Origin of the sequence: Pseudomonas sp. SMN11 (genome assembly GCF_052041945.1) — a bacterium.
GTDB lineage: Bacteria > Pseudomonadota > Gammaproteobacteria > Pseudomonadales > Pseudomonadaceae > Aquipseudomonas.
This window is the reverse complement of the sequence record NZ_JBKGGW010000006.1, coordinates 77,144-100,024: the sequence shown is the minus strand read 5'-3', so window position 1 is coordinate 100,024 and position 22,881 is coordinate 77,144. Positions and strand designations below refer to the sequence as shown.

The window sequence follows — 22,881 nt, the reverse complement described above, 5'->3', positions numbered from 1 at the left end:
GGACACCAGTCAAAAGGGTCAGCGGCATCCGCCGACCAGGCTGCAATGCAAGTTGAAGCGTTGGCCACTGGAGCTGGACACGCGATTGAACGTGGTCCAGCCAACACGGCGGCTGTAGCCGAACCAGGCTTCACCATCGCTGGCCAAACCGGTGAAGAACGTCAGTGCGCCATAGCGGCTGCTGGTTTGCGACCAGAGCCGACGCGTCGTCGTGTCGAAGCCGCGCAGGTAGAGATAGCTGCCTTCGGTGCGCACGCTGTAGTAACTGCCTTTGCCATCTTGGCAGGCGAGCAGCGTTGCGCTACGAGTACACAGCGCGAGCGAACTGCCTTGTGCCACTGCCTGGGCTGGCAGAGGCGCGAGCAGCAGCAACAGGGCAGCACGTGACAGGCTCATTTCCATCTCCGAAGTACCCTTCCGACGAGTACAGCTTGGCGAAATTGTATTGTTACTTTATAACATTATGCAATGCATCGTTTCGAGTGCGTCCGCCTGAAGAGGTTTCACCATGTCCAATCGTCTCCCTGTTACCGTGCTTTCCGGCTTCCTCGGCGCCGGCAAGAGCACCTTGCTCAACCATGTGCTGCGTAATCGCGACAACCTTCGGGTCGCGGTGATCGTCAACGACATGAGTGAAATCAACATCGACGCCAGCGAAGTGCAGCGCAACGTCAGCCTCAACCGAGCAGAAGAAAAACTGGTCGAGATGAGCAACGGCTGCATCTGCTGCACCCTGCGTGAAGACCTGCTGGAGGAAGTCGCGCGACTGGCTGAGGAAGGCCGCTTTGACTATTTGCTGATCGAGTCCACCGGTATCTCGGAGCCGCTGCCGGTTGCCGAGACCTTCACCTTCCGCGATGAGCAAGGCCGTAGCCTGTCCGACATGGCGCGCCTGGACACCATGGTCACCGTGGTCGATGGCCTGAACTTCCTGCGCGACTATCAGCAAGCCGACAGCCTTGCCAGCCGTGGCGAGACGCTGGGTGAGGACGATGAGCGTTCCATCAGCGATCTGTTGATCGAACAGGTCGAGTTCGCCGATGTGCTGCTGCTCAGCAAGATCGACCTGATCAGCCAGCACGAGCGCGAAGAACTCACCGCCATTTTGCGCAGCCTCAATGCCCGCGCGCAGATCGTACCGATGGTCATGGGCCAGGTGCCGCTGGCGCGGATTCTCGATACCGGGCTGTTCGACTTCGACCAGGCTGCGCAGTCGCCAGGTTGGCTGCAGGAGTTGCGCGGTGCGCACATACCGGAAACCGAGGAGTACGGCATCGCGGCGACCACTTGGGAGGCACGCCGGCCACTGCACCCGCAACGCTTCTTCGACTTTATCCACAACAGCTGGAGCAACGGTCGGCTGCTTCGCTCCAAGGGCTTTTTCTGGCTGGCCAGCAAATTTCAGGAAGCCGGCAGCTGGTCGCAGGCCGGCGGAATGATGCGCCATGGCCTGGCCGGGCGTTGGTGGCGTTTTGTTCCACGGGAACACTGGCCGCAGGATGAGCAGAGCACAGCAGACATTCTCAAGCACTGGGACGTCGAAACAGGTGACTGCCGTCAGGAGCTGGTATTCATCGGGCAGAACATCGACTTCGCTCGGTTATCCACAGAGTTGGATGCCTGTCTCCTGAGCGATGAGGAAATGGAGCTCGGGCCGATGGGCTGGCTTCGCCTGCCGGATCCTTTTGGCCCCTGGCATGTCGAGGAAGCAGCATGAGCCTGGCGTTGCGCCCTGTGGATATCCGCCAGGCCTTTGCGGAATCGCCAAAGGTGCTCACCGAGATCTTTCAGGATGGCGTGAACCTGGCCGTCTGGCAGCGCCGTTTGCCAGCACAGGTGGAGGACTTTGCTGCCTTGGTAGTGAGCCGCGGACAGTCCCTGGCTGACCAGCGTGTACTCGATGTGAACGAGCACGAGCCACCGTTATTGCCTGGCTTGTTACAGGAGGCTGCCGACCTGCATGGCTACGAGGGGTTTGTTGCCGACGTGAAGTGGCTGGTATCCGCCTACACCTGCCTGCTCGGTGCACGGCGGGTGGGGCTGCGGTTGCGAGTGCTGCAAGGTGCCATGTGTCCGCGCTTCCATGTGGATAACGTGCCCTTGCGCCTGTTGACCACTTACGTGGGGCCTGGCAGCGAATGGCTGGAAGAGGGCGCAGTAGAGCGGGTTGGCCTGCATCTGGCGCCGGCACCTGTGGATAACATTCGCACCTTGCAGGCGGGAGAGGTGGCTGTCCTCAAAGGGGAAAAATGGCTGGGCAATGAAGGCGCGGGACTTATCCACCGCTCGCCAGCCGGTGAGCAGCGACGACTGTTGCTCAGCCTTGACTGGCTGGCATGACGGGGCATAGTGGGGTGAATTCCCCATAGAAGTCCTGGCATGCTGCAGAACATCCCCACCCACGTCATCGCCGGTCCCCTGGGAGCCGGCAAGACCAGCCTGATCCGCCAGCTGATGGCCCAGCGCCCGGCCAATGAACGCTGGGCCGTGCTGGTCAATGAATTTGGTCAGGTCGGTCTCGATGCGGCTTTGCTCAGCCGTGACGAGGACGGTATCGCCATCGGCGAGGTGGCCGGTGGCTGCCTGTGCTGCGTGAACGGCACACCGTTCCAGGTCGGGCTTGGTCGCCTACTGCGCAAGGCACGGCCCGACCGGTTGTTCATCGAGCCTTCCGGGCTTGGTCATCCTGTGCAATTGCTTCATCAGTTGCAGCAGGCACCCTGGGTGGGAGTGCTGGCGGTGCAGCCGTTGGTGATGGTACTGGATGCTCATGCACTGGCCCGAGATGAGCCGCTACCAGAGGCTCAGCAAGAGGCCTTGCAGGCGGCAGCGCTGGTTCTGCTGAACAAGGCAGACGCTGTGGATGAAGATATTAAGTTGTTGATAAATAATGAGTTTTTAAATATCCACAAGATTTGGACCCGGCAGGGCTGGGTCGAACTGAAAATGCTGCCTGTTTCATCCACAAGGCAAATCAGTGACAGATCTGTGAATAGTTTGCCTGAGGCAAGTTTATCAACAGCACCTTCAGCCCTGTGGATAGATTCTTCTCAGCCGATTTATTCGGCGCAGGAGGGCGAGGGGGGTTGGAGCATCGGCTGGCGCTGGCACCCAAGTCAGCGATTCGAGCCACAGCGCTTGCGGGCATTTCTCGCGGCCTGGCCATGGCGGCGCGCCAAGGGAGTTATCCACAGTGTCGATGGATGGCAGTCATTCAATGGGCTGGAAGGTGACTTGCCGCAGTGGCAGCCAAGCGCGTGGCGCAAGGACTCGCGCATCGAGCTGATCTTCGAGCAGGCGCAGCCAGAGCACCTGCTACAAGCTGCTCTGGCTGAATGCGTGATCTTGTAGGAGCGGCCTTGTGTTGCGAAAGGGCCGCAACGCGGCCCCAGAGTTTCAGCGCAAACACATAAATTGCTGGGGCTGCTTTGCAGCCCTTTCCGACCGGTCCGACGCCTCGGCAAGGCCGCTCCTACAACGATCAGCCAGGGTTCAGTTGCGCCAGCGGTTGTGCTCCTGGCGCCACTGCTGCATCTCGATCACATTGTCAGCCCGTGGCGGCGTCTTTATCTCGAACGGGTAGGGTGCCAGTTCGATCTGTGCGCTGTGGGCGCCGAACTGGGTCACGGTACCAGGGTGGCGTTGCTCCCCGGTCACGGTGAACTCGAAGGCATAGACCCGGGCCAGGCGCTTGCGGCCGTTGGAATCGCGGATGAACGCAATGCGTTTGAGCGCAACGGCGTCATCCAGCAGTTCCAGGTCGAGCTTTGTGCAGTGCTGTTTGACCCGCTCCAGGGCCTTCTCGCGCAGCCCATGGTTGTGCCATAACCAAGCGCCTGCCGTGGCCAACAACATCAGGACGAAGAGATTCTCCAGGGTCAACATTTACGTATGCTCCAAACAGGTCGAACCAGCTTAACTGCGTCCCTGGCCTGTCGTACAGGTGGCAATCGAGTCCATACTGCGCGCTGCACAATCCTTGAAACAGCTTTGGAACCCTCCCGCATGAAACGTACCCCGCATCTGCTCGCCATCCAGTCCCACGTGGTGTTCGGCCACGCCGGCAACAGCGCTGCGGTGTTCCCCATGCAGCGTATCGGGGTCAACGTCTGGCCCCTCAATACCGTACAGTTTTCCAATCACACTCAGTATGGACAGTGGGCTGGCGAAGTGCTCGCCCCAGCGCAAATTCCTGCGTTGGTGGAAGGTATTTCCAACATTGGCGAGCTGGGCCACTGCGACGCCGTGCTGTCTGGCTACCTGGGCAGCGCCGAGCAGGGCCGGGCGATTCTGGCTGGGGTCGAACGCATCAAGGCTGTGAACCCGAGGGCACTGTACCTGTGTGACCCGGTCATGGGCCATGCGGAAAAGGGCTGTATCGTTCCGCAGGAAGTCAGCGAGTTTCTGCTCAATGAAGCCGCGACCAAGGCGGATATCCTTTGCCCCAACCAGCTGGAACTGGACAGCTTTTGCGGCCGCCGTGCGCAATCGCTCGAGGATTGCGTGAGCATGGCGCGCAGCCTGCTCGAGCGCGGCCCGCAAGTGGTGCTGGTCAAGCACCTGTCGTATCCGGGGCGTGCTGAGGATATGTTCGAGATGTTGATGGTGACCCGCGAAGAGAGCTGGCACCTGCGTCGCCCGCTGCTGGCTTTCCCGCGGCAGCCGGTTGGCGTGGGTGACCTGACGTCGGGGTTGTTCCTGGCCCGGGTGCTGCTGGGCGACAGCTGGCTACAGGCCTTTGAATTCACTGCGGCGGCCGTGCATGAGGTGCTGCTGGAAACCCAGGCCTGCACCAGCTACGAACTGCAGCTGGTGCGGGCCCAGGATCGCATTGCCCACCCGCGCGTTTGCTTCGAGGCGCAGAGCCTGGCTTACTAGATCGCGTCGGTTTTAAGGTCCTGGTAGCGCTTTTCCAGTTCCTGACGGATCTGGCGGCGCTGCTGGCCCTGCAGGAAGCGGCGCTTCTCTTCGCTGGAGTGCGGCTGGCGCGGCGGCACCGGCACCGGGCGGCGGTTGTCATCGACTGCGACCATGGTGAAGAAGCAGCTGTTGGAATGGCGTACCGAACGCTCGCGGATGTTCTCGGTGACCACCTTGATACCCACTTCCATCGAGGTGTTACCGGTGTAGTTGACCGAGGCGAGGAACGTTACCAGCTCGCCGACATGAACCGGCTCGCGGAAGATCACCTGGTCGACCGACAGGGTCACCACATAGCTGCCGGCATAGCGGCTGGCACAGGCATAGGCCACTTCGTCGAGGTACTTGAGCAGGGTGCCGCCGTGTACGTTGCCAGAAAAGTTGGCCATGTCCGGTGTCATCAAGACGGTCATGCTCAGCTCGGCGTTTCCAGGTTCCATAGTGTGCTCACGGTGAGATTGCGCTGAATCGGGGCGGGTATCTGCTGACACTTCTGTTTCCCCTCTAGAAGGTTTGCCTTCCTGAATTACGGGACGTTGGCGGACGCTCCCTCGTCACGCCAATTACGTCATCAGAAGCGGCTGTTCGGCCGATCTGTTTCTACATATTGCACCGGCTTTTTGCGGCGGGGTGCGATGTTAACCTGAGTACGCCCATGCAACGTGGGCGTTTCTGCATTCAATACAGTATGTACTTGCTGCTCGCTCAGCTTTGCCTTGGCAGAGGAGCGGTCTGCCCGGGCATCCAGCAAAGTCGAAAAGGAGTATCGCGCCATGCATGCCATCAGCTTCATCCAGGATCTGGCAGTAATCATGCTGGTCGCCGGTGTGGTGACAATCCTCTTTCATCGCCTCAAGCAGCCTGTGGTACTGGGCTACATCGTCGCCGGCTTCATCATCGGCCCGCATACACCGCCGTTCGGCCTTATCCACGATGAAGACACGATCAAGACCCTGGCCGAGCTGGGAGTCATTTTCCTGATGTTCTGCCTGGGCCTGGAGTTCAGCCTGCGCAAGTTGTTCAAGGTCGGTGCCACGGCGTTCATCGCGGCATTCCTGGAAATCGTCCTGATGATCTGGATCGGTTTCGAGATTGGCCGCTGGTTCGGCTGGAGCACCATGGACTCGCTGTTCCTTGGCGCGATCCTGGCGATTTCCTCGACCACCATCATCGTCAAGGCGCTGAACGACCTGAAGATGAAGAACGAGCGTTTCGCCCAGCTGATCTTCGGTGTGCTGATCGTCGAGGACATCCTCGGCATCGGCATCATCGCCTTGCTGTCTGGCATCGCCGTCAGTGGCTCGGTCAGCTCCGGTGAGGTGTTCTCCACCGTCGGCAAGCTGTCGCTGTTCATGATCGTCGCGCTGGTAATCGGCATCCTGCTGGTGCCGCGGCTTCTGGCCTACGTGGCGAAATTCGAAAGCAACGAGATGTTGCTGATCACCGTACTGGGCCTGTGTTTCGGCTTCTGCTTGTTGGTGGTCAAGCTGGAATACAGCATGGTGCTGGGGGCCTTCCTGATCGGTGCGATCATGGCCGAGTCGCGCCAACTGCTGAAGATCGAACGCCTGATCGAGCCTGTGCGCGACCTGTTCAGCGCGATCTTCTTCGTCGCCATCGGCCTGATGATCGACCCACAGGTGCTGGTCGACTACGCCTGGCCGATCGTGGTCATCACCGTGGCGGTAGTGCTGGGCAAGATGCTGTCGTGCGGCATGGGCGCATTCATTGCCGGTAACGACGGGCGCACCTCGCTACGGGTGGGCATGGGCCTTTCGCAGATCGGCGAATTTTCCTTCATCATCGCGGCTCTGGGGATGACCCTGCAAGTCACCAGCGACTTCCTCTACCCGGTAGCAGTGGCGGTTTCGGCCATTACCACGCTGCTGACGCCTTACCTGATCCGCGCCGCCGATCCGCTGTCACTGAAGCTCGGCAGCATCGTGCCACGGCGCTTGGCGCGGGTGCTGTCACTGTATGGGGAATGGTTGCGCAACATTCAGCCGCAAGGTGAGAGCGCCATGCTGGCGGCAATGATCCGGCGCATCCTGCTGCAGGTGGGCGTCAACTTGGCGCTGGTGATCGCGATCTTCTTCAGCGGCGGCTACTTCGCCGGGCGCATCGGCACTTGGCTCAATGAGTGGGTGACCGATGTCAGCCAGCAGAAGGCGCTGATCTGGGGCGCGGCGCTACTGTTGTCCTTGCCGTTCCTGATTGCCGCCTATCGCAAGCTCAAGGCACTGTCGATGCTGTTGGCAGAGATGGGAGTGAAGCCGGAAATGGCCGGGCGGCACACCCAGCGCGTGCGTCGCGTGGTTGCCGAGGTGATTCCGCTGCTGTCGCTGCTGGTGATCTTCCTGCTGTTGTCGGCCTTGTCGGCGAGCATTCTGCCGACCAGCGAGCTGTTGCTGGTGATCGCGGTGGTAGCGGCGGGGGTGGTGGCGTTGCTTTGGCGCTGGTTCATCCGCGTGCATTCGCGTATGCAGATCGCCTTGCTGGAGACGTTGGAGAACAGTCGCGATCACTCGCACTGAGAGAGCATCGCCCTCTGCGCAAGGTTTCACCGTCGTCCGAGGGGATGGAGCGGCAGCGATGTCGCCAGGCGCAGAAAGCCTGGCGATTTTAACTACATTGATGGCACTAAGCCATTGATTTTCCTGTGTGTCAGCTTTCCAGCCACACATCGCGCGCCCAATGCCACACCGATTCCCAGTTGTCCTCGGCAGTAGCCTCTTCTTCCGCAACCCACAGCACCACGGTGCCGTCTTCTTCGACGCAGTAGTAGTCGTCGCCATCTTGGCACAGGGGAATCAAGTCGCGTGGCACGCCGGCATCCCAGGCATTGGCTGCGACATCGGGAAGGTAGGTGTGCGACTGGGGATCAGTAACGGTTACCGGCTCCAGCGAACCGTATACGACATCGCTGACGGTCAGCAGAAACTCTTTGAACACGAACGGAATGTTGATGAACAGCTCTTCCTCGATCTCTACCAGCTGGTCTTCGTCGGGAAGCTCCAAGGGCACCGGCACGGGTTCATTGGCTTCACGGAGTTGTTCGATCACTTCTTCCACGGCTTACATCCTCTGACCTTGATGACAACGCTGCGCGTTATACCCTAGTAGCCTGCTCTGGCAAAAGCAAAAACCCCGGGACAGGCCCGGGGTTTTTTGTGCAACGTGCGACGGTTAACCGTTTTGACGGATACCGGCGACCAGCCAAGGCTGGTTCTCGCCCTGGGCGCGAACCATGTGCCAGCTTTCGCTGAAGGCTTCGCCCTGGTCGAAGCGCGAGGTCTTCGACACGCCACGGAAGGTCAGGGTGGCGTCGGTGCGGTCGGCGCGATCGTCGACACCGTCCAATTGCACATCGAGGTCATCGATGTAGGTGGACTGGAAGCCATCACCCAGGTCGGCACGCTCGCGCTTGAGGAACTCGAGCATCTGCGGGGTCACGAACTCGGCGATCTTGTCCATTTCGTTGGCATCCCAGTGCTGCTGCAGCGACTGGAAGTGGCTGCGGGCCGCGGCCAGGAAGCTCTGCTCGTTGAACCAGGCCGGCGCGTTGATCACCGGAGCAGCTGCAGCTGCAGCGGCAGGCGCGGCCGAACCACCGAAGATCGACGGCTGGGCAGGCTGCTGGCCATGGGCTTCACGCTGGAACGGCGCGTGGCCAGGAGCTGCCATTTGCGGCTGCTGCTGGCGACGGCGCGCGGCAATGAAGCGGAACACCAGGAAGGCGATCAGGCCCATGATCAGGAAGTCCATGATCTGCATGCCCTGGAAGCCGTCACCCATGAACATGGAGGCCAGCAGGCCGCCGGCGGCGAGGCCGGCCAGTGGGCCCAGCCAGCGCGAAGCACCGCTGGCAGCAGCCGGGGCGCGGCCTGGAGCGGTCGGCGCGGCAGCAGGCGTGGTTGGCGTAGCCTGGCGGGTCTGATGGATAGGCGCGGCGCCCGAGCTCTTGCCGCCGCCAAAACGCTTGGCGTTGGCGTCCAGGCTCAGCGTCAGGCCGACGCAGAGCGCCAGTGCGATGCTAAGAAAACGTTGCATAAATGGGATTTCCCCTGTTGTGGATTGCACGCGCGTCATGGTGCACAGGTTCCTGTGCACATGACCAGCGACAAGATGTTTCCAGCTTTTGCCTGAATGTTACGAGGCCTTAGATAGCCTCGAGCTTGGCATACCCCAGCATGAGCCATTTGCTGCCTTCGGCAAAGTTCACCTGCACCCGTGCCTGGGCACCGGAACCCTCGAAGTTGAGGATGACCCCTTCGCCAAATACGGTGTGCTGCACGCGCTGGCCAAGGTTGAAGGCGGTCTGCGGAATATTGGCATTGGCAAACAGATTGCTGCTCGTGCTCGTCGAGCCGCCGAACGGTCGGCTGACACTGTTGGAAAGGCGTACTTCCTGAACCAGGCCGCTCGGAATCTCGCGTACGAATCGAGACACCTTGTTGTAGGTCTCGCTGCCATAGAGGCGGCGGGTCTCGGCATACGTCATGATCAGCTGGCGCATGGCACGGGTAATGCCCACGTAGGCCAGGCGGCGTTCCTCTTCCAGGCGGCCAGGCTCTTCCAGGCTCATCTTGTGCGGGAACAGGCCTTCTTCCATGCCGACCAGGAACACGTAGGGGAATTCCAGGCCCTTGGCGCTGTGCAGGGTCATCAGCTGGATGCTGTCTTCGTGTTCGTCCGCCTGGGCATCACCAGCCTCCAGCGAGGCATGGCCAAGGAAGGCTGACAGCGGCGACAGGTCAGCGTCGTCTTCGCTGGTTTCGAAGTTGCGTGCGGCGCTGACCAGTTCCTCAAGGTTTTCCACCCGTGCCTGGCCCTTTTCACCCTTCTCTTCCTGGTGATAGATGATCAGGCCGGACTGCTCGATGGCCGTCTGGGTCATGGTGTGCAGCGGCATGTCGGCGACCTTGCCGGCCAGGCCCTCGATCAACTCGATGAAGGCACCCAGGGCAGAAGCGGCACGGCCTTTCAGCGCCTTGGCGGCCAGCAGCTGGCACATGGCTTCCCACATCGACAGCTGGCTGTGGCGGGCATGTTCGCGAATGGCTTCGACGGTCTTCTCGCCGATACCACGGGGTGGCACGTTGATCACCCGTTCCAGCGCCGCATCGTTGCCGCGGCCTTCGATCAGCCGCAGGTAAGCCATGGCATTCTTGATTTCGGCGCGTTCGAAGAAGCGCTGACCGCCGTAAATGCGGTAGGGGATGCGTTCGCGCAGCAGGGCTTCTTCCAGCACCCGCGACTGGGCGTTGGAGCGATACAGGATGGCGATGTCGCTACGTGCGTTGCCTTGCTTGATCAGGCTCTCGATGGTCTCGACCACATAGCGCGCTTCATCGTGTTCGTTGTAGGCGGCGTACAGCGTCAGCGGCTCGCCGTCGCCCATGTCGGTCCACAGTTCCTTGCCCAGGCGCCCGCTGTTGTTGGCGATCAGCGCGTTCGCGGCCTTGAGGATGCCGCCGGTGGAGCGGTAGTTCTGCTCCAGGCGGATCATCTCGGCGTCGGGGAAGTCGGCCGTGTACTGGTGAATGTTCTCGATCTTGGCGCCGCGCCAGCCATAGATCGACTGGTCGTCGTCGCCCACCGCCATCAGGCTGCCACCGTTTTTGCCGGCCAGCAGGCGCAGCCAGGCGTACTGCACGGCGTTGGTATCCTGGAACTCGTCCACCAGCAGGTGGCGGAAGCGCCGCTGGTAATGTTCCAGCAGGCCGGGGTGGTCGCGCCACAGGTCGAGGGCGCGCAGCAGCAATTCGGAGAAATCGATAACCCCGGCGCGCTCGCAGGCCTGTTCATAGGCGCTGTAGACATCACGCATGGTCTGCAGGAACAGGTCACCGCTGGCCTGGATATGTTGCGGGCGCAGGCCCTCGTCCTTTTGCCCGTTGATGAACCACTGTGCCTGGCGCGCAGGCCACTTCTGCTCGTCCAGGCCGAGTTCGCGCATGACGCGCTTGATCAGCCGTTGCTGGTCATCGCTGTCGAGGATCTGGAAATTCTGCACCAGGCGTGCTTCCTGCCAGTGCGCCCTCAGCAGGCGGTGCGCCAGGCCGTGGAAGGTGCCCACCCACATGCCGGCCGGGTTGATGCCCAGCAATTGCTCGATCCGCTGGCGCATTTCGGCGGCAGCCTTGTTGGTGAAGGTCACCGACAGGATCGAGTGCGGCGAGGCCTGCTCGACCTGGATCAGCCAGGCGATGCGGTGCACCAGCACGCGTGTTTTACCGGAACCGGCGCCAGCAAGCACCAGCTGACGCCCAAGCGTGGCCGCGACGGCCTGACGTTGGGCATCGTTGAGGGAGTTCAGCAGGAGGGAGAGGTCATCTGTGTGCATCCGGCCATTCTAGGGGGAGGCCGGTTGCGGGGCAAACACCTACTGTATAAATATTCACCTCAGCGCTGTCGTTCATCGGGTTCTCTTGCTTGGCGTCGCCTGACCGCTGTGTGAGGCGTTCAGGTAGCGGGCCAAGTCACTCGCACTCGGTCGCCTGGCGATGGCCGATCTCGACCCTTTGCGAACCTGCAGGCTCGATCACCTCCAGATATTTCCACGAAGTACCGCCTTCGCGCCTGAATAACACGTCCTTCTGGGTGACGACCTGCAGGGCAATGCCTTCTTTTTCCACCAGTTGCAGTTCGAGCACTTCCCAGCCCCCGCGGTTACGGAACTTGGGTTCTACCAAGACAGGTTCGATACCCGTGTGGGCAACGGTCACCGTTCCCCGCACCTCAAAGTAAGTGGGCTCGCCGGGTACATCGCTGTTGTAGGCAACCAGATTTTTGATCGTATTCATGATGGAGTCCTTGGTTATTGAAAGTAGCGCCGTCAAGCGCGGTGCTACTTTCGCTTTCCATGAACGCTCATGGGATCTGGCAGCATTTCAGCTATACCAGAGTCTGCACGGCTACGACGTGGCGAAAGATGACTCAGAGCAGTTTGGCCAAGTCTGCCGTTTGTGTAAGATCGCAGCTCGTTTAGTGCCAACCATAACAAGAACTCTACAAGAACCAGCGCTATGACCCAGGACTGCACGGCGATCGGAGTATCGCTGGAGATGACAAGGAATGTGCGCAGGCAGTTCGCCACTCAGCTCTCCGTCGAGCGAACCCGTCTGCTGTATCAAGGCTCACTGTTGCCCACATTGTTCATGCTGCTCAATGGCCTACTGTGCGCCTGGCTGTTGTGGAGCCCTGGGCGTCATCTGCTGATGGCCGTGTGGCTGGTGTGGGTACTCGCGCTGGTGGCCCTGCGGGTTATCCAGGTGGCGGCGTTCGACGCAGCCACGGCGCAACGCCAGGCCAACCCCGGCTGGCGCCGTATGTTCCTGTTCGGTTCGGCGTTCAGCGGCCTGACCTTGGCCTGTGCCGCGATCGCGCTGGTGCCGGAAGACAATTTCTTGCAGCAGGCCTGGGTGTTCGGGCTGCTGGGGATGGCCACTTTGAGCGCAAGCATCGCCTATGCAGTCAGCCTGCCGGCTTTCCTCAGCTTTGCCTTGCCCTGCCTGTTGCCACCCATCGTGTTCCTGTTCCACTTCGAGGCGGGGCAGCAGCGCGGTTGGGGCTGGCTCGGCCTGATCCTGCTGGCAGCGCTGCTGGTGGTGGCCTGGCAGGTCAACCGGCTGCTCGACCGCAGCCTGCTGCGGCGTTTCCAGAATCAGGCGTTGAACCAGGACCTGCAACGGGTTTCGGCGCAGAAGGTGCTTGAGGAGCAGCAGCGCCTTGCTGCCACGGTGTTCGAGGCCTGTAATGAGGGTGTGGCAATTCTCAGTGCCGATTTCGTGGTACTGGCAGTGAATCAGGCTTACTGCCAGATGACTGGCTACAACCGCTCCGAGCTACTGGCGCGCGAACTGTTCGACCTGGCATGCCACAGTGATGCTCGCCGGCACAGCCAGGCCATCGAGTCGGCGCTGGCGCAGCAGGGCGGCTGGCAGGGTGAGCTGGTAGAGGCCCGTAAGCACGGCGAGTTGCATCCGCAAAGGTTGCAGCTGACGGCTGTGCGCGACCCTCAAGGCCAATTGAACCAGGTAGTCGGCTTTTTCACCGACCTATCGGCCCGTCGGGCATCCGAGGAGCGCCTGCGCTACCTGGCGCACTACGATGAACTGAGCGGGTTGGCCAACCGCACACTGTTCCGGCTGCGCCTGCAGGAAGCCGCGCAACGTGTGCGCAGCAACGGCCGCAGCCTCGCATTGCTGCATGTCGATCTGGACCGTTTCAAGCTGCTCAATGAAGGCCTGGGCCATGAACTGGCCGATCAGCTGATTCACAAGATTGCCCGGCGCATTGTCAGCACCGTTCCCGAGGCGGATACCGTGGCGCGGCTGTCCGGCGATGAGTTTGCCGTGCTGTTCGATGGTTATAGCAACCTGTCGAGCCTGGTGCGGGTCACCTCCCGCTTGTTGAACAAGTTGCGCAAGCCGCAACGGCTCGATGGGCATGAGGTCGTGGTCAGCGCTTCGGTGGGAATCAGTGTGCTGTCCGACGCCACGCTCGATGCCGATGCCCTGATCAGCCAGGCCGACATGGCCAAGCAGCATGCCAAGCACCTGGGGGGGGACAACTTCCAGTTCTATACCGAGAGCCTGCGCGCCAGCACCCTCGAGCGCCTGCAGCTGGAGAACCAGCTACGCAAGGCCATCGAAGAAGAACAACTGATGGTCTATTACCAGCCCAAGCTGTGCCTGCTCAGTGGGCGTTTGCATGCCGCCGAGGCGCTGGTGCGCTGGCAGCATCCACAGTGGGGCATGGTGCCGCCCGGGGAATTCATTGGCCTGGCGGAAGAAACCGGGTTGATCGCCCCTATCGGTGAGTTCGTGCTCCGCCATGCCTGCAGGCAGGCGCGCGAATGGCTTCATGAAGGGCTGGAGGTGCGGGTTTCGGTCAACCTGTCGGTCTACCAGCTGCGCCAAGGGAAGCTGGTCAGCCTGGTGCGTCAGGTGCTGGAGGAAACCGGGCTGGCGCCGCATCTGCTGGAGCTGGAGCTGACCGAAAGCCAGCTGCTGGACAGCGTCGAACACATCATCTCGACCTTCGAGCAACTGCACGCACTGGGGGTGAAACTTGCCATCGACGATTTTGGCACCGGCTATTCGTCATTGAGCTACCTCAAGCGCCTGCCGGTGGACTACGTGAAGATCGACCAGGCATTCATCCGTGGCTTGCACGAGGGTAGTCAGGATGCGGCCATCACCCGGGCGATCATCACTCTGTCCCGAACCCTGGGCCTGAAGGTGGTGGCGGAAGGGGTGGAAACGGCGGAACAGTTGGCGTTCCTGCGTGAACAGGCATGTGACGAGGCCCAGGGCTACCTGATCAGCAGGCCCGTCCCAGAGCCTGAGTTCAGGCAGATGATTGCCCGCCCGTGGGGCCATTGAGCACCCTGTCACTCAGCCATGCCAGTGCCTGCCATGCCTGGCCAGCAGGCTGTTGGCCTGTTCCGGGCCGTTGTTGCCGGCTGCATAGTGGCGGGGCGCCTGGAAGTGCTCTTCCCAACCCTCGATGATCGGGTCGATCCAGGCCCAGGCGGCCTCCACTTCGTCGCGGCGCATGAACAGCGTCGAATCGCCTTCCAGGATGTCCAGCAGCAGGCGTTCGTAGGCATCCCAGCGGCGGGTCTGGCCAAATACCTGGGCAAGGTTCAGGTCCAGATCGACGGGCTCCAGGCGCATGCCCTTGCCGGGGCTCTTGGTCATCATGCGCAGGCTGATGCGCTCCTCGGGCTGTAGCTGGATCAGCAACTGGTTGACCTGGCCGCCGCTAAACAGCTCGTGGGGCACCGGTTTGAACTGGATGACGATTTGCGATGAGCGCCGTGCCATGCGCTTGCCGGTCCGCAGGTAGAAAGGCACGCCGGCCCAGCGCCAGTTGTCGATGTGGGCGTGCACGGCGACGAAGGTTTCGGTGTCGGTGTCGTTGTCGACGTCCTTCTCGAAGTAGTAGGCCGGCACTTCCTGGCCGCCGATGTGGCCGGCACCGTACTGGCCGCGCACGGTCTTGTCCTGCACGTCCTGGCCGGTAATGGGCTTGAGGGCACGCAGGATCTTCACTTTCTCGTCGCGTACGGCTTCGGCCTCGAACTGCGCGGGCGGCTCCATGGCCACCAGGCACAGCAGCTGCAGCAGGTGATTCTGCAGCATGTCGCGGGTCGCCCCGGCGCGGTCGTAGTAACCGCCGCGATTTTCCACACCGAGGGTTTCGCAGACGCTGATCTGCACATGGTCGACCTGGCCGTTGCGCCACACCGGTTCCAGCAAGGCATTGGCGAAGCGCAGGGCCATCAGGTTCTGCACGGTTTCCTTGCCGAGGTAGTGGTCGATGCGAAACACCTGCGATTCGTCGAACACCGCGCCGATCGCTTCGTTGATGGCGGTGGCAGATGCCAGCGAGTGGCCGATCGGCTTCTCCAGCACGATGCGCGCTTCGCTGTCGGCCAGCCCGGCAATCCGCAAATGGTTGGCGATCGGCACGAAGAGGTTGGGCGCAGTGGCCAGGTAGTAGATGCGTGTCAGTCCTCCAGGCTCGCCGAGGTAGCGCGCCAGGCGGCCGAAATCGGCGCTTTGCGCGGCATCCATGGGGAAGTAGTCGAGGCGTGCGGAAAAGCGTTGCCACACATCTTCATCGAAATCGTGGCGGGCGATCTGAGCCCGGCAATGGCGCTCGGCGAGTTTGAGGTATTCGTCACGGCTTATGTGGCGGCGGGCGAGGGCAATGATGCGCACCGCGTTGTTCAAGCGTGCCTCGCGATACAGGTGATAGAGCGCCGGCAGCAGTTTGTGCAGGGCCAGATCACCGGTGCCACCGAACACCAGAATGTCGCAAGGAATAGTCAAACCACCACTCTCCACGTTCGTTTAACTGGGCGGGTTGGCGTCCATGTAGTATAACTACAAGAAAGCTACATCCCGGCCAGCCGATCATAACCGAGTCCAGCCCGTGAATCTGTTGCAACATATCGCCCAATCGCGCCACCTGCTGCGCAAATCGGAACTCAAAGTGGCCGACCACGTGCTGCTCGACCCGGCTGCCGTGATGCACAGCTCCATGGCTGACCTGGCGCACAGCGTGGGCATCAGTGAGCCGACCATTGTGCGTTTCTGCCGGGCGATCGGTTGTTCGGGCTTCCAGGATCTCAAGCTCAAGCTGGCGCAGAGCCTGGCGGCCGGTGCCAGTTTCGGCCAGTTCGCAATTCACGAAGACGACTCGGTTGCCGACTACAGCCTGAAGATTTTCGACACTACCCTGCACACGCTGATGGAAGTGCGTGAGCACCTGGACCCGCAGGCCCTGCAACAGGCCGTGAGTGCCATGGCTCAGGCTCAGCGCGTGGAGTTCTATGGCTTTGGTGCATCCGGCGCGGTAGCGGCCGATGCTCAGCACAAGTTCTTCCGCCTGCTGCTCAGCGCCGCGGCCTACTCCGACCCGCACATGCAGGCCATGTCGGCGGTGACGCTGAAACCGGGTGACGTGGCGGTGTGCATTTCCCAGTCGGGGCGTTCCAAGGATCTGCTGATAACCGCCAACCTGGTGCGCGAAAGCGGTGCCAACCTGATCACCTTGTGCCCGAGCGCGACGCCGCTGGCCGAGCTGTCGACGGTCAACCTGGCGATCGACGTGCATGAAGACACCGAAATCTACACCCCGCTGACTTCGCGCATCGCTCATCTGGTGGTGATCGACGTGCTGGCCATGGGGGTGGCCATGGCCCGTGGCCCGAGCCTGGTCAATCACCTCAAGAGCGTGAAGCGCAGCTTGCGCAGCCTGCGGTTGTCGCCCAAGTCGATCAAGGCTACCGACGACTGAGGTAAGCCTGTCCTGGCCTCTTCGCGGGCGAGCCCGCTGCCACAGGTACTGCACTGCTCTCAAGGGCGGCGATATTCCTGTGGGAGCGGGCTTGCCCGCGAAGAGGCCGGTATAGACAAAGCAGATTTCATGGTTTTGTCACCATTCCACAGCCAAACTGTAAACCCTCAAGGCCAGTCTGAAACTCCCGCATCCTATTTTGGGAGACAGGCAATGGCTCGTGACTTCGACGGTACGTACCAACCCAGCGCCAAGGCTCGCAAGCAGCAGGAAAAGGATCAGCGCCGCATGGAATACCGCCGCGCGATCGAGAGCTATTGCGACCAGCGTCAACTGCTCCGCGATCTGGCCGACTACCCCGAACTGCAAGCGCTCACGGTGTGGCAGGCGTCGGCGGCAACTTCCCCGAAAAACGCTCAACCAGCGCGCTGATCAGTGCACGTTCGCTGCGGATGAACGCCAGAAAGGCCAAGGCCACCGGCGATTGTCGCTTGGCCTTGGCCTGCACCACGCACCAGCTGCGGTACAGCGGCAACTCCTCCACCGGCAGCTCCCTCAGGACCCCCGTGGCCAGCTCCAGGTTCACGGCATGGCGGGTCAGCAGGGCGATACCCAGGCCGGCGATCACGCATTCGCGTTGGGCATCGGCCGACGCGACCTCCAGCGTCTGGGTGAAGTGCACGCGCTTGTCCTTGAAGTACTCCTCGCAGGCCTTGCGCGTTCCCGACCCCTGCTCGCGGACTAGCAATGTATGAGGCTCAAGGTCCTGCAGGCGCAGGTGCTCGAGCTTGCACAACGGGTGCTCCGGCGGTGCCACGGCAATGATCGGGTTGTTCAGGAACGGCAGAAACTCCAGCCCCATGTCCTGGGGCACCATCGACATGATGATCAGGTCGTCGCGATTGTCGGAAAGGCGGCGGATCGCCTGGGCACGGTTGACCACCGTGAGGGTCAGGTTGACCTCCGGGTGACGCTGCTTGAAGGCGGCGAACAGGTGTGGCACGAAGTACTTGGCACTGGACTCGATCGCCAGTTTCAGCTGCCCCTGCAGTGAGCCCTGCATATCCGAAAGCTGCATATCCAGGCTTTCAAGGCGCCCGAAAATATCGTGGCTGGCCCGCTGCAACGCTTCGGCGGCCTCTGTCAGGTAGAGCTTCTTGCCGACGTACTCGAATAGCGGTTGGCCGATCAGCTCCTCAAGCTGACGGATCTGTAGACTAACGGCGGGTTGCGTCAGTGCCATCTCCTCGGCCGCACGGCTGTAAGAGCGCAAATCGCACACCTCGTTGAAGATCTGCAATTGACGCAATGTCATACGCATCAAGGACTTACGCATTTTTATCGGCTCTTCGGCAATACCTTGTTACCGAACTATAAGCTTTTGCTAATACAGCCCCTAACAAATATTGATTTTTGTTTATCAACCTTCAGCGCTAGGGTGAATGTGCGACTGGCCAGCAACCTCTGGTCACGCGCCGACCGGTAGAACCGGATCGTCTGTTCCTACGGCTTTGGGAAGACTCCAGTGATAAAAAAAATCCTGATCGCCAACCGGGGTGAAATCGCAGTTCGGATCGTGCGTGCCTGCGCCGAGATGGGCATTCGCTCTGTCGCGATCTATTCCGATGCCGACCGTCATGCCTTGCACGTCAAGCGCGCTGACGAGGCCTATAGCATTGGTGCCGAGCCGCTGGCTGGCTACCTGAACCCGCGCAAGCTGGTCAACCTTGCTGTGGAAACCGGCTGTGACGCCCTGCACCCGGGTTATGGTTTCCTGTCGGAAAACGCTGAACTGGCAGAGATCTGCGCCGAGCGCGGGATCAAGTTCATCGGCCCGGCTGCCGAGGTCATCCGCCGCATGGGCGACAAGACCGAAGCGCGCCGCACCATGATCGCAGCCGGCGTGCCGGTAACCCCGGGCACCGAAGGCAACGTTGCCGACATTCACGAAGCCCTGAGCGAAGGCGAGCGCATCGGTTACCCGGTGATGCTCAAGGCTACTTCCGGTGGTGGCGGCCGTGGTATTCGCCGCTGCAACAGCCGCGAAGAGCTGGAACAGAACTTCCCGCGGGTCATTTCCGAGGCCACCAAGGCCTTCGGTTCGGCCGAAGTGTTCCTGGAAAAGTGCATCGTCAACCCCAAGCACATCGAGGCGCAGATCCTCGGTGACAGCTTAGGCAACGTCGTGCACCTGTTCGAGCGAGACTGTTCGATCCAGCGCCGCAACCAGAAGCTCATCGAAATCGCCCCGAGCCCACAGCTCACCCCCGAGCAGCGCGCGTATATCGGCGACCTGGCGGTGCGTGCGGCCAAGGCGGTGAACTACGAGAACGCCGGTACCGTGGAATTCCTGCTCGCCGATGGCGAGGTGTACTTCATGGAGATGAACACCCGGGTGCAGGTGGAACACACCATCACCGAGGAAATCACCGGTATCGACATCGTCCGCGAGCAGATCCGCATCGCATCGGGTCTGCCGCTGTCGGTGAAACAGGAAGACATCCAGCATCGTGGCTACGCGTTGCAGTTCCGCATCAACGCCGAAGATCCGAAGAACAACTTCCTGCCCAGCTTCGGCAAGATCACCCGTTACTACGCCCCCGGCGGCCCGGGCGTGCGCACCGACACGGCGATCTACACCGGCTACACCATTCCGCCGTTCTACGACTCGATGTGCCTGAAGCTGGTGGTCTGGGCGTTGACTTGGGAAGAAGCCATGGACCGCGGCCTGCGGGCCCTGGACGACATGCGCGTGCAAGGGGTGAAGACCACCGCCGCGTACTACCAGGAAATCCTGCGCAATCCGGAATTCCGTAGTGGCCAGTTCAATACCAGCTTCGTCGAAAGCCACCCGGAACTGACCAACTACTCGATCAAGCGCAAACCCGAAGAGCTGGCCCTGGCCATCGCCGCCGCCATCGCCGCCCACGCAGGCCTGTGAGGAACCCCATAATGTCCAAGAAAATTCACGTAACCGACACGATCCTGCGCGACGCCCACCAGTCCCTGCTGGCTACCCGCATGCGCACCGAAGACATGCTGCCGATCTGCGACAAGCTCGACAAGGTCGGCTACTGGTCGCTGGAAGTCTGGGGTGGTGCCACCTTCGACGCCTGTGTGCGCTTCCTCAAGGAAGACCCGTGGGAGCGCCTGCGCAAACTGCGTGCGGCCCTGCCGAACACCCGTCTGCAAATGCTGCTGCGCGGCCAGAACCTGCTGGGCTACCGCCACTACAGCGACGACGTGGTCAAGGCCTTCGTCGCCAAGGCCGCGGTCAATGGCATCGACGTGTTCCGCATCTTCGACGCCATGAACGACGTGCGTAACCTGCGTGTCGCCATCGAAGCAGTGAAAGCTGCCGGCAAACACGCCCAGGGCACCATCGCCTATACCGTCAGCCCCGTGCATACCATCGATGCCTTCGTGAAGCAGGCCCAGCAGATGGAGGCCATGGGTTGCGACTCGGTGGCGATCAAGGACATGGCCGGCCTGCTGACCCCGTTCGCTGCCGGTGAGCTGGTCAAGGCGCTGAAGGCCGAGCAGTCGCTGCCGGTGTTCATCCATTCCCACGACACCGCTGGCCTGGCCGCCATGTGCCAGCTCAAGGCCGTGGAAAACGGTGCCGACCACATCGACACCGCGATCTCCAGCTTCGCCTGGGGCACCAGCCACCCGGGTACCGAGTCGATGGTCGCCGCGCTCAAGGGCAGCGAGTTCGACACCGGCCTGGACCTGGAGCTGCTGCAGGAAATCGGCCTGTACTTCTATGCCGTGCGCAAGAAGTACCACCAGTTCGAGAGCGAGTTCACCGCCGTGGACACCCGCGTGCAGGTCAACCAGGTCCCGGGCGGGATGATTTCCAACCTGGCCAACCAGCTCAAGGAGCAGGGCGCGCTGAGCCGCATGAACGAAGTGCTGGCTGAAATCCCACGGGTGCGTGAAGACCTCGGCTTCCCGCCGCTGGTGACTCCGACCTCGCAGATCGTTGGTACCCAGGCGTTCTTCAACGTGTTGGCCGGTGAGCGCTACAAGACCATCACCAACGAGGTGAAACTGTACCTGCAGGGTGGTTACGGCAAGGCGCCGGGCGTGATCAATGAGCAGCTGCGCCGCCAGGCCATCGGTAACGAAGAAGTCATCGACGTGCGTCCGGCTGACCTGCTCAAGCCAGAGATGACCAAGCTGCGTGGCGACATCGGCGCCCTGGCCCGTTGCGAAGAAGATGTGCTGACCTTCGCCATGTTCCCGGACATTGGCCGCAAGTTCCTGGAAGAGCGCGAAGCCGGCACCCTGACCCCAGAAGCCCTGCTGCCGATTCCCGAGGCCGGTGCAGTGGCGTCCCATGGCGGTGAAGGTGTACCGACCGAGTTCGTCATCGACGTACACGGTGAAACCTACCGAGTCGACATCACCGGTGTCGGCGTCAAGGCCGAAGGCAAGCGTCACTTCTACCTGTCGATCGACGGCATGCCGGAAGAAGTGGTGTTCGAGCCGCTCAACGAATTCGTCGGCGGCGGTGGCAGCAAGCGCAAGCAGGCCAGTGCACCGGGCCATGTCAGCACCACCATGCCAGGCAACATCGTTGATGTGCTGGTCAAGGAAGGCGACGTGGTCAAGGCCGGCCAGGCCGTGCTGATCACCGAAGCGATGAAGATGGAGACCGAAGTGCAGGCGGCCATCGCCGGCAAAGTCGTCGCTATCCACGTGGCCAAGGGCGATCGCGTGACGCCGGGCGAAATCCTGATCGAGATCGAGGGCTGAGATAAGCCCTCATCTACAAGCGGTTAACCTCTGGGGAGCGGATGCTCCCCTTTTTTTATGGTTCGCCACGGCATTATTTCCGTGCGTACGCTCATTCAGATTGAGCAGGGTGATGGTAATCCCACGTTCAAGTCGTTGAACGCTGTATTCAAACCATTTGGTTTGCAGCTGGGCGTCGTCAGGCGCGCGAGCCAGATGAGGTAACCCCTCAGACCGATCACAGGCCCACTGGCCCGTGATCGGTTTCGATGAATCAGCCTCTGCGGCAGTCTTCAAGTGTTTGAGCTTGGCCTCCCGGCCTCTGATTCTCTGCGCTCAACCACCGTTCGAACCCGGCCGCCACCTGTGGCCATTCATCATCGGTAATCGAATACCACGCCGTATCGCGGTTATGGTCCTTCACCACCAAGTGCTTGCGGAACACCCCTTCAAAAGTGAAGCCGAACCGCTCCGCTGCGCGCTTGGAGCGGGCGTTGGCGTTGTTGCACTTCCACTCCAGGCGGCGGTTGCCCAGCGCGAAGCTGAGCTTGCCCAGCAGGTAGACGGCCTCGGTGCTTTTGGGCGTGCGCTGCATGGGGGCGCCGAAGGCGATGTGGCCGATCTCGATACGGCCGTGGTCGGGCACGATCGACATCAGGGTGAGTACGCCCTGGGCCTGGCCGCTGGCGCGGTCGATCACGGTGTAATACAGCGGGTCATGGCTGGCGGCATTACCTTGCAGCCAGCGGTCGAAGGCAGTGCGCTCGGTGAACGGGCCGTAGGGCAGGTAGTCCCACAGCACCGGGTCGGAATCGGGACCTTGCAGGACGAGCCAGAGGTCGTCGCCGTGGCGCGCCGGGTCGAGTTTCTCCAGGCGGATGAAGCGGCCGTCGATGGGCTCGGCCTTGGGCGATGCAGCAGGTTTCCAGTTCAGTGCGTCAGTCATGTGGCCTACAACCCTTTGCGGAATTGGATGAAGCCCGGGCGCTCGGCAACCTGCTCGTACAGGCTGATGGCGGTGGCGTTGGTTTCGTGGGTCAGCCAGTGCACCTTGATGCAGCCGGCGGCCTTGGCCGCGGCGTACACGTGTTCGATCAGCTGGCGGCCGATGCCCAGGCCCCGCTGGCTGTTGTCGACGTAGAGATCCTGCAGGTAGCAGGAGTTCTCGATGCTCCAGTTGGAACGATGGTAGATGAAGTTGACCATGCCAACCGCCTTGCCATCGACCCAGGCCAGGGTCGAAAGGGTTGGCTCGTTCGGGTCGAGCAGGCGTTGCCAGGTGCTGAGGCTTACTTCCTCTGCCAGCTCGGTCTGGTAGAAGCGCAGGTAGGCTTGCCACAGGGCGAGCCAGGCGGCGTGGTCTTGGGCGCTGACGGGGCGCAGGGTAACGCTGGGCATGGGACTTTT

At 61.5% G+C, this 22,881-nt stretch carries 21 protein-coding genes and 1 pseudogene; 11 read left to right on the top strand and 11 right to left on the bottom strand.

What is annotated here, in order from left to right; all coding sequences use genetic code 11:
* Positions 1–18: 18 nt before the first annotated feature.
* Complete coding sequence (locus ACLEJU_RS08490) at positions 19–396, bottom strand: glutamine synthetase (RefSeq protein WP_435421831.1); 378 nt, start codon at positions 394–396, stop codon at positions 19–21.
* 112 nt (positions 397–508) lie between these two features.
* Between ACLEJU_RS08490 and zigA the strand changes: the two genes are divergently transcribed.
* From zigA to ACLEJU_RS08475, 3 genes are read left to right on the top strand one after another with little or no spacing between them, the layout of a single operon-like run.
* On the top strand, positions 509–1,717 hold the full coding sequence (gene zigA, locus ACLEJU_RS08485) for a zinc metallochaperone GTPase ZigA (RefSeq protein ID WP_435421830.1): 1,209 nt from the start codon (positions 509–511) through the stop codon (positions 1,715–1,717).
* On the top strand, positions 1,714–2,340 hold the full coding sequence (locus ACLEJU_RS08480; protein ID WP_435421829.1) for a DUF1826 domain-containing protein: 627 nt from the start codon (positions 1,714–1,716) through the stop codon (positions 2,338–2,340). The genes zigA and ACLEJU_RS08480 overlap by 4 nt, the downstream gene beginning before the upstream one ends.
* Before the next feature lie 39 nt (positions 2,341–2,379).
* Complete coding sequence (locus ACLEJU_RS08475) at positions 2,380–3,351, top strand: CobW family GTP-binding protein (protein WP_435421828.1); 972 nt, start codon at positions 2,380–2,382, stop codon at positions 3,349–3,351.
* Between the two features lie 141 nt (positions 3,352–3,492).
* On the opposite strand, the gene ACLEJU_RS08470 is transcribed toward ACLEJU_RS08475, so the two are convergent.
* Complete coding sequence (locus ACLEJU_RS08470; protein ID WP_435421827.1) at positions 3,493–3,885, bottom strand: DUF3301 domain-containing protein; 393 nt, start codon at positions 3,883–3,885, stop codon at positions 3,493–3,495.
* Between the two features lie 120 nt (positions 3,886–4,005).
* On the opposite strand from ACLEJU_RS08470, the gene pdxY reads away from it, so the two are divergent.
* Positions 4,006–4,878: a pyridoxal kinase PdxY gene (pdxY, locus tag ACLEJU_RS08465; protein ID WP_435421826.1), complete on the top strand. Its 873-nt coding sequence runs from the start codon at positions 4,006–4,008 to the stop codon at positions 4,876–4,878.
* Here pdxY and ACLEJU_RS08460 read toward each other — a convergent pair.
* Entirely contained in the window at positions 4,875–5,360 is a 486-nt protein-coding gene (locus ACLEJU_RS08460) for an acyl-CoA thioesterase (RefSeq protein WP_103448418.1), read from the bottom strand. The two genes, pdxY and ACLEJU_RS08460, sit on opposite strands and share 4 nt — an antisense overlap.
* Before the next feature lie 333 nt (positions 5,361–5,693).
* On the opposite strand from ACLEJU_RS08460, the gene ACLEJU_RS08455 reads away from it, so the two are divergent.
* Positions 5,694–7,454: a cation:proton antiporter gene (locus tag ACLEJU_RS08455; RefSeq protein ID WP_435421825.1), complete on the top strand. Its 1,761-nt coding sequence runs from the start codon at positions 5,694–5,696 to the stop codon at positions 7,452–7,454.
* 130 nt (positions 7,455–7,584) lie between these two features.
* Here ACLEJU_RS08455 and ACLEJU_RS08450 read toward each other — a convergent pair whose 3' ends face one another.
* The 4 genes from ACLEJU_RS08450 to ACLEJU_RS08435 form a co-directional block, all read right to left on the bottom strand.
* The gene (locus ACLEJU_RS08450) at positions 7,585–7,992 is read right to left on the bottom strand and encodes an SMI1/KNR4 family protein (protein WP_103448421.1); all 408 of its coding nucleotides are present in this window, start codon (positions 7,990–7,992) and stop codon (positions 7,585–7,587) included.
* A gap of 114 nt (positions 7,993–8,106) precedes the next feature.
* Positions 8,107–8,970 (bottom strand): Tim44 domain-containing protein, encoded by an 864-nt coding sequence (locus ACLEJU_RS08445; RefSeq protein WP_435421824.1) that lies wholly within the window; start codon positions 8,968–8,970, stop codon positions 8,107–8,109.
* Positions 8,971–9,079: 109 nt separating this feature from the next.
* Entirely contained in the window at positions 9,080–11,266 is a 2,187-nt protein-coding gene (uvrD, locus tag ACLEJU_RS08440) for a DNA helicase II (RefSeq protein ID WP_435421823.1), read from the bottom strand.
* A 136-nt stretch (positions 11,267–11,402) separates the two neighbouring features.
* Positions 11,403–11,726, bottom strand: coding sequence for a hypothetical protein (locus tag ACLEJU_RS08435; RefSeq protein ID WP_435421822.1), 324 nt, complete (start codon positions 11,724–11,726; stop codon positions 11,403–11,405).
* Positions 11,727–12,140: 414 nt separating this feature from the next.
* Between ACLEJU_RS08435 and ACLEJU_RS08430 the strand changes: the two genes are divergently transcribed.
* Complete coding sequence (locus ACLEJU_RS08430) at positions 12,141–14,309, top strand: putative bifunctional diguanylate cyclase/phosphodiesterase (protein WP_435421886.1); 2,169 nt, start codon at positions 12,141–12,143, stop codon at positions 14,307–14,309.
* Positions 14,310–14,321: 12 nt separating this feature from the next.
* Here the strand turns inward: ACLEJU_RS08430 and zwf are convergent, their stop codons facing one another.
* Positions 14,322–15,764, bottom strand: coding sequence for a glucose-6-phosphate dehydrogenase (gene zwf, locus ACLEJU_RS08425; protein ID WP_103448425.1), 1,443 nt, complete (start codon positions 15,762–15,764; stop codon positions 14,322–14,324).
* A 103-nt stretch (positions 15,765–15,867) separates the two neighbouring features.
* On the opposite strand from zwf, the gene hexR reads away from it, so the two are divergent.
* Positions 15,868–16,734, top strand: coding sequence for a transcriptional regulator HexR (gene hexR / locus ACLEJU_RS08420; RefSeq protein ID WP_027917078.1), 867 nt, complete (start codon positions 15,868–15,870; stop codon positions 16,732–16,734).
* Between the two features lie 213 nt (positions 16,735–16,947).
* Positions 16,948–17,166 (top strand): PA3496 family putative envelope integrity protein, encoded by a 219-nt coding sequence (locus tag ACLEJU_RS08415; protein WP_103448427.1) that lies wholly within the window; start codon positions 16,948–16,950, stop codon positions 17,164–17,166.
* On the opposite strand, the gene ACLEJU_RS08410 is transcribed toward ACLEJU_RS08415, so the two are convergent.
* Positions 17,108–18,055, bottom strand: coding sequence for a LysR family transcriptional regulator (locus tag ACLEJU_RS08410; RefSeq protein ID WP_435421885.1), 948 nt, complete (start codon positions 18,053–18,055; stop codon positions 17,108–17,110). The genes ACLEJU_RS08415 and ACLEJU_RS08410 overlap by 59 nt on opposite strands.
* A 204-nt stretch (positions 18,056–18,259) precedes the next feature.
* Here ACLEJU_RS08410 and ACLEJU_RS08405 point away from each other — a divergent pair, with 204 nt between their 5' ends.
* The 3 genes and pseudogenes from ACLEJU_RS08405 to ACLEJU_RS08395 all read left to right on the top strand — a co-directional run.
* Positions 18,260–19,675, top strand: a complete 1,416-nt coding sequence (locus ACLEJU_RS08405; protein WP_435421821.1) for an acetyl-CoA carboxylase biotin carboxylase subunit — start codon at positions 18,260–18,262, stop codon at positions 19,673–19,675.
* 11 nt (positions 19,676–19,686) lie between these two features.
* Entirely contained in the window at positions 19,687–21,495 is a 1,809-nt protein-coding gene (gene oadA / locus ACLEJU_RS08400; protein ID WP_435421820.1) for a sodium-extruding oxaloacetate decarboxylase subunit alpha, read from the top strand.
* Between the two features lie 75 nt (positions 21,496–21,570).
* Positions 21,571–21,699 (top strand): annotated as a pseudogene (locus ACLEJU_RS08395) (transcriptional regulator); the annotation flags it as partial.
* Positions 21,700–21,748: 49 nt separating this feature from the next.
* Here ACLEJU_RS08395 and ACLEJU_RS08390 read toward each other — a convergent pair.
* Positions 21,749–22,420: a GNAT family N-acetyltransferase gene (locus tag ACLEJU_RS08390; protein ID WP_435421819.1), complete on the bottom strand. Its 672-nt coding sequence runs from the start codon at positions 22,418–22,420 to the stop codon at positions 21,749–21,751.
* Between the two features lie 5 nt (positions 22,421–22,425).
* On the bottom strand, positions 22,426–22,872 hold the full coding sequence (locus tag ACLEJU_RS08385) for an N-acetyltransferase family protein (RefSeq protein WP_435421818.1): 447 nt from the start codon (positions 22,870–22,872) through the stop codon (positions 22,426–22,428).
* Positions 22,873–22,881: the final 9 nt, after the last annotated feature.

What these genes read in the sequence shown, in the direction of transcription:
- ACLEJU_RS08385 (WP_435421818.1), bottom strand. Translation starts at nt 22,872, where the DNA reads ATGCCCAGCGTTACCCTGCGCCCCGTCAGCGCCCAAGACCACGCCGCC.
- ACLEJU_RS08445 (WP_435421824.1), bottom strand. Translation starts at nt 8,970, where the DNA reads ATGCAACGTTTTCTTAGCATCGCACTGGCGCTCTGCGTCGGCCTGACG.
- ACLEJU_RS08430 (WP_435421886.1), top strand. Translation starts at nt 12,141, where the DNA reads ATGGCCGTGTGGCTGGTGTGGGTACTCGCGCTGGTGGCCCTGCGGGTT.
- zigA (WP_435421830.1), top strand. Translation starts at nt 509, where the DNA reads ATGTCCAATCGTCTCCCTGTTACCGTGCTTTCCGGCTTCCTCGGCGCC.
- ACLEJU_RS08410 (WP_435421885.1), bottom strand. Translation starts at nt 18,055, where the DNA reads ATGCGTATGACATTGCGTCAATTGCAGATCTTCAACGAGGTGTGCGAT.
- ACLEJU_RS08480 (WP_435421829.1), top strand. Translation starts at nt 1,714, where the DNA reads ATGAGCCTGGCGTTGCGCCCTGTGGATATCCGCCAGGCCTTTGCGGAA.
- ACLEJU_RS08490 (WP_435421831.1), bottom strand. Translation starts at nt 396, where the DNA reads ATGAGCCTGTCACGTGCTGCCCTGTTGCTGCTGCTCGCGCCTCTGCCA.
- ACLEJU_RS08455 (WP_435421825.1), top strand. Translation starts at nt 5,694, where the DNA reads ATGCATGCCATCAGCTTCATCCAGGATCTGGCAGTAATCATGCTGGTC.
- pdxY (WP_435421826.1), top strand. Translation starts at nt 4,006, where the DNA reads ATGAAACGTACCCCGCATCTGCTCGCCATCCAGTCCCACGTGGTGTTC.
- ACLEJU_RS08460 (WP_103448418.1), bottom strand. Translation starts at nt 5,360, where the DNA reads ATGGAACCTGGAAACGCCGAGCTGAGCATGACCGTCTTGATGACACCG.
- ACLEJU_RS08435 (WP_435421822.1), bottom strand. Translation starts at nt 11,726, where the DNA reads ATGAATACGATCAAAAATCTGGTTGCCTACAACAGCGATGTACCCGGC.
- uvrD (WP_435421823.1), bottom strand. Translation starts at nt 11,266, where the DNA reads ATGCACACAGATGACCTCTCCCTCCTGCTGAACTCCCTCAACGATGCC.
- ACLEJU_RS08415 (WP_103448427.1), top strand. Translation starts at nt 16,948, where the DNA reads ATGGCTCGTGACTTCGACGGTACGTACCAACCCAGCGCCAAGGCTCGC.
- ACLEJU_RS08390 (WP_435421819.1), bottom strand. Translation starts at nt 22,420, where the DNA reads ATGACTGACGCACTGAACTGGAAACCTGCTGCATCGCCCAAGGCCGAG.
- oadA (WP_435421820.1), top strand. Translation starts at nt 19,687, where the DNA reads ATGTCCAAGAAAATTCACGTAACCGACACGATCCTGCGCGACGCCCAC.
- ACLEJU_RS08475 (WP_435421828.1), top strand. Translation starts at nt 2,380, where the DNA reads ATGCTGCAGAACATCCCCACCCACGTCATCGCCGGTCCCCTGGGAGCC.
- ACLEJU_RS08470 (WP_435421827.1), bottom strand. Translation starts at nt 3,885, where the DNA reads ATGTTGACCCTGGAGAATCTCTTCGTCCTGATGTTGTTGGCCACGGCA.